Origin of the sequence: Natronospira sp. (genome assembly GCF_007134575.1) — a bacterium.
GTDB classification, from domain to species: domain Bacteria; phylum Pseudomonadota; class Gammaproteobacteria; order Natronospirales; family Natronospiraceae; genus Natronospira; species Natronospira elongata.
The window spans coordinates 1-4,879 of sequence record NZ_SLKM01000194.1; the positions used below are offsets into that span (position 1 = coordinate 1).

The 4,879-nt window shown below is 59.5% G+C and carries 5 protein-coding genes; 4 read left to right on the forward strand and 1 reads right to left on the reverse strand.

What is annotated here, in order from left to right; all coding sequences use genetic code 11:
* The first annotated feature begins 16 nt into the window (after positions 1-16).
* Positions 17-619 carry a hypothetical protein gene (locus ACJWXQ_RS07505; protein ID WP_406672508.1) on the forward strand — a complete coding sequence of 201 codons (603 nt, stop codon included), beginning with the start codon at positions 17-19 and terminating at the stop codon, positions 617-619.
* On the opposite strand, the gene tsaA is transcribed toward ACJWXQ_RS07505, so the two are convergent.
* On the reverse strand, positions 616-1,287 hold the full coding sequence (gene tsaA / locus ACJWXQ_RS07510) for a tRNA (N6-threonylcarbamoyladenosine(37)-N6)-methyltransferase TrmO (RefSeq protein ID WP_346050577.1): 672 nt from the start codon (positions 1,285-1,287) through the stop codon (positions 616-618). The genes ACJWXQ_RS07505 and tsaA overlap by 4 nt on opposite strands.
* Before the next feature lie 132 nt (positions 1,288-1,419).
* Between tsaA and hemH the strand changes: the two genes are divergently transcribed.
* The 3 genes from hemH (at position 1,420) to ACJWXQ_RS07525 (ending at position 4,801) form a co-directional block, all read left to right on the forward strand.
* On the forward strand, positions 1,420-2,529 hold the full coding sequence (gene hemH, locus ACJWXQ_RS07515; protein WP_346050576.1) for a ferrochelatase: 1,110 nt from the start codon (positions 1,420-1,422) through the stop codon (positions 2,527-2,529).
* Positions 2,530-2,591: 62 nt separating this feature from the next.
* Positions 2,592-3,272: a hypothetical protein gene (locus ACJWXQ_RS07520; RefSeq protein WP_346050575.1), complete on the forward strand. Its 681-nt coding sequence runs from the start codon at positions 2,592-2,594 to the stop codon at positions 3,270-3,272.
* 248 nt (positions 3,273-3,520) lie between these two features.
* Positions 3,521-4,801, forward strand: a complete 1,281-nt coding sequence (locus ACJWXQ_RS07525; RefSeq protein ID WP_406672509.1) for a hypothetical protein — start codon at positions 3,521-3,523, stop codon at positions 4,799-4,801.
* Positions 4,802-4,879: the final 78 nt, after the last annotated feature.

Genomic DNA, 4,879 nt, shown 5'->3' on the forward strand with positions numbered 1-4,879 from the left:
AACATAGGGAGATAATATGGATACGGGGACGATGCTGCTTGAAGCGGCGGTACTGTTTTTTATCATTGTCGGGCTGCTCGCTGCAGCACTGGGTTTGATCCTGATGTTGGCACCGGACGGATTCCAGCGCATGGCTGAAGGTTTTAACCGGCAATGGTCCACCCGGCGCGCCATGCGGGAACTGGAACTCCCGCGTTACTACGAGCGCTTCTTCTACCGCCATCATCGCTGGGCGGGTGGTCTGATTCTGCTCGCCGCCCTGTGGTTCTTCTTTGGTTTTGTGCTCCACTTGTCTCCTGCGGAGGCAGCAGGGGCACTACCCGGAATCCCCTGGATATGGGAGGCGCTTTTCTGGTTCCTGATCGTGGCCAATGCCGCGGCCGCGGTCATTGTGCTGGTCATCCTGCTTCGCCCGAGCGCCCTCAAGCCCCTGGAAAAGATCGCCAATCATTGGGTCTCAGTCCGGCAGGCGACGCGCAAGATGGAAGAATCCGACAATCGTTTTGATGACTTCGCCCGTCGTCATCACCGTGCCACCGGCTTCATCCTGGTCCTGGCCGGGGTCTTCCTGATGGTCAGTTTCGGGGTCATCCTGGGCACCGGTGGTGCGCCCAGCTAGTCAGCGGCATCAACTGAGAGGACCTCAACCACGTCCTCGCAAATCCGCCATTGCACTTCCAGACCGGCCAAATTGCTGAAATAGATTCGCTCGGGATCCTCGTGATAGGCCGGCCTCGGGTCCAGGCCAAGGGTCTGGGCAAGCAGTGAACGAAGGCGATTTCCCTCCGCCATTTGCGCCAGAGAGGACTCGGCTTGCCGGCTAAGACTCACGGTGAGGGTGGCTGGAACCTCATCGGCAAAGCCCCCCTGCGCCGAGACACAATCCGCCCAGGGCAGATAGGGCTTGATGTCCAGTACCGGCGTGCCGTCCAGAATGTCCACTCCGCTGACGTGAAGACAGACGCCGTCGTCGCAATCAATTCCCTCCAGCCTGAATACGGAAAGCCCGATGGGGTTGGGCCGGAAGGGCGATCGGCTGGCGAATACCCCCAGGCGGCGGTTGCCTCCCAGCCGCGGCGGTCGTACCGTCGGTCTCCAGCCCTGCGCTTGATGGAACTGGAAAAGCAGCCAGATGTGGCTGTAGCCCTCCAGGCCGCGCACCGCCTCGGGACGGGCAAAGGCGGGGCGGAGGACCACCCGCCCCTGGGACGAGGGCGCCTGCCCCGCTTGGCGAGGAATGCCGAATTTTTCCGGAAAGTCGGTAAACAGGTCAGCGATGATGTCCATGGTTGCCGAGTATGCCAGCCGTGACGCCGGGTCAGAAGCACCCACCCCGCTGGCGTGGACGGCTGGTACAATATCGGTCCCGAGCGCACCGTCGCCGACCCTGTTTTTGATGACCCGAGGCAAGCCAGTCCCATGACACGTTTCCAAGGCCGCGCCGATTTCCGCCATGATGAGCCCGCCAGCCTGGGTATCCTCGTCACCAATCTGGGCACACCCGATGAGCCGACTCCGCCGGCCCTGCGTCGCTATCTGAAGGAATTCCTCAGCGATCCCCGCGTGGTGGAGATACCCCGCCCCCTCTGGTGGCTGATTCTGAACGGGATTGTTCTGCGTACCCGGCCGGCCAAGTCAGCCGAAGCCTACGCCCGGGTGTGGACCGGGCGCGGCTCACCCCTGCTCAGCAACTGCGAGGACATGGTGGAGGCCTTGGAGAAAAAGCTGAAGAGCCGATTCAGCGGTCGTGTGGAACTGGTTCTGGGTATGCGCTACGGCAAGCCCTCCATCGAATCGGCACTGGAGTCCCTGCAGGCCCGTGGTGTCAGGCGGCTGCTGGTACTGCCCCTGTATCCCCAGTACGCATCATCCACCACCGGCTCCACCTTTGAAAAGATCACCGGGATCCTTTCCCGCTGGCGGTGGATGCCGGAATTTCGCATGGTCACCAGCTACCATGACGATGCCGGTTATGTGCAGGCCCTGGCCAATAGTATCCGTGAGCACTGGTATCAGCGGGGACGTGGCGAACGCCTGATGTTCTCCTTCCACGGCATCCCCAAGTTCACCTTTCTCGCCGGTGATCCTTATCACTGTCATTGCCACAAGACCGCCCGGCTGGTGGCCCATCGCTTGGGATTGAAGGAGGGTGAGTGGTTTGTCACTTTCCAGTCCCGTTTCGGCAAGGCCGAGTGGCTCAAGCCCTATACCGATGAAACCCTGGAAGCCTGGGGTGGGGAAGGTGTTGGGGATATCGATGTGGTTTGTCCGGGTTTCCCCGCGGACTGCCTGGAAACCCTGGATGAAATTGCCTTCGAGAATGCCGAGCTGTTCCAGGAGGCCGGTGGCGGCAAGCTCCGTTATGTTCCCGCCCTCAATGCCAGCGAGGACCACATTCATATGCTCCAGGAGCTCGTTGCCAGGCACGCAGCCGGCTGGCCCGAAGTCTCCAGGCAAAGTCGTGAACAGGCCGTTCAGGCCGCCGAGGACAGCCAGGCGCGCGCATTGCAGATGGGCGCCGAGCGCTAGCTTGCTGTGGTCTCGCCGTCCTCGATGGCGAATGCACTGAACCGGGATTGTCGGGAGGCGCCATGAAACTGGGACGGTTGCTGGAACTGAGCCTGGATTGCGAAGCGGTGCTGGATTCCCTGCATTTCTGGCAGGGCCTGGGCTTCGAGAGCATCCCGGTGGGTGATGTCTGGCCCCACCGCTACGGCGTCATGAGCGATGGACGCCTGTGTCTCGGTCTCCATGACTATCGCTTTCCCTCGCCCTCCCTGACATTCGTTACCCCAGACCTGCCGGAGCAGGTCAGGCAGCTGGAACAATCGGGCATCGACTTCGCCTTCATCAAACTCGGCCCCAACCAGTTCAACGAAGCCGGTTTTTTCGACCCCAGCGGCCAGACGGTCTGTCTATTGGAGGCACGCACCTTCTCGCCGCCGCCATTTCGACAGGAGAGTTTCAGCCTGCCCGGCCATTTCCGCGCCCTGCGCCGCCGTACACGGGATCCTGAGAAGGCCGCCATCTTCTGGGAGGACCTGGGCCTGATTCCTTCCCCCGACGCCGAGGGCATCACCGAGGTCTGTGCCGAGGGCTTCAACCTGCAATTCAGCCGCAGCGGCCCCGAAGTCAGCCTGGTCTTCGAAACCCCCGAGCTGGAAGCCCGCCTCGCCAAGCTGGAGTACGATGGCCACCCCCTCCGGCGCATGGGTCAAGAAGCCGAGATTCAGGCACCCGATGGCTTGAACCTTCGCCTGTGTAGCCCTTGATCTCTCGGCAAATACCCTTTCGGCACCACCTTGAACGACTAAAGCCTGGACAGTCCTGCGGCGACAGCGGACCGTGACAGCACTGTCGGATTTCCCTTACCCCTTCCGTCACCCTGTCCTTACCGCCGACGAGTCGAAATATTCCCAAATCTTTTATAATTTTTTAGCCACTGAGCATAATCCTGGCAAAAACATTCCCGGGACAGCGCTTACTGCTCAGCTAGTCGAAAAAAGGAGGGGGAATAACAATGAGAAGCTATTGTCTATATTCAACGTCTTTCATTTTTTCCTTGTGTTTCTTTCTCAATCCCGAGCCTGTGCTTGGGAATTCGGACATCGGCTATCCCATACCACAGCAGGAAGAGGCATTCTTCTGCAGCCATGATTGTGAGGATCCGGTATCCGCCCAACAGCTTGCTCTGGATTACGCACCTGAATTGCTTTGCAATACCGATCCGGGCAGCCCTGATCCACTGATACCCGATGATCCGGAATTTCAACTTGAATGCTGGGCGGAGCCCGAAAAGCGTCGAATTGCCTTGCTCAACCCAAACACCATGCAGGTATTCGCTTTCGAGGTAAGCCGGCCCGGGCAGGGTGTCGCACTCGAGCTGGTGGCCGAGAGCATCACGCTTTCTCCACAGGCCAAGACCAATTATCGAATCCTGATGGAGGAGCTGAATGCCTGGCATGACCTCATTGAGCACGTCAATGAGGAATTGACAGAGATCGCCAACAATGAGGGTTTCGGCGCTGAGGCCCCTGAAGCCATTAATGGCAAACCGTCGAGCTTTGACCCGGGACTCATCGGCGGGGGTGAAGCTGGCGGCGCAGCGGGTGGCGATGACGGTTCGGACGATGCGGAGAGCGCCTGCGAGGGTGTGCCGGAGCATACGGCAATCAATACCCTCAATGATGACGAAAACAAAGGCCGACTAAAAGAACGTGCATGGCAAGCAATCCAGCAGACTGCAAAGCAAATGCTCCGCGAACACACTCAGGGACGTCGTGGCACCTTCAAGATTGCCGCTGGCAATGCGGCTGAGTGGCAGAGTGGAGAAACCCCCACACTGCCCGTCCACGATAGCTACCAGGCATTTTTCCGTACCAACGAAGCCGGTACCGCAGGGCTTCTCAATCCGGATTTTATCGTTGTAAGCGCCGACCTAACCTGGGCGACCAATGGGAACCCGATTCCAATGAATCTATCAATCGATTACTCGAATAGCCGTGTTCTCGGCGTGACGGGCATGCTCAGCGAGTATGGAACCAGTAATCAAGAGATCGAGAATGAATGTGCCGTGGAGCGACTGCTCCAGGCCGGTGAAAGCCACTATTTTCAGTGGATAGAGCGCAGTACCGGCGTGGTCGTCCCGCCGGAAGGTTGGAGCGGCAGCGACAGTCCCTTCCCGGAGGGGCCCGGAATCCATACCGGCCTGTGTACGGTTGATTTGTATCAGGGCGTCGATGGTGGGCCAATGCGTTACCGCGGGAGCTTCCGCACGTCCTGCGACAATCTCCATAATTAAAAGGCTGGCGCCGGCAATGATGGATGCGAAGCATAAAAGGGCCGCCCCATGGCGGCCCTTTCCTGTGTCTCATTGACT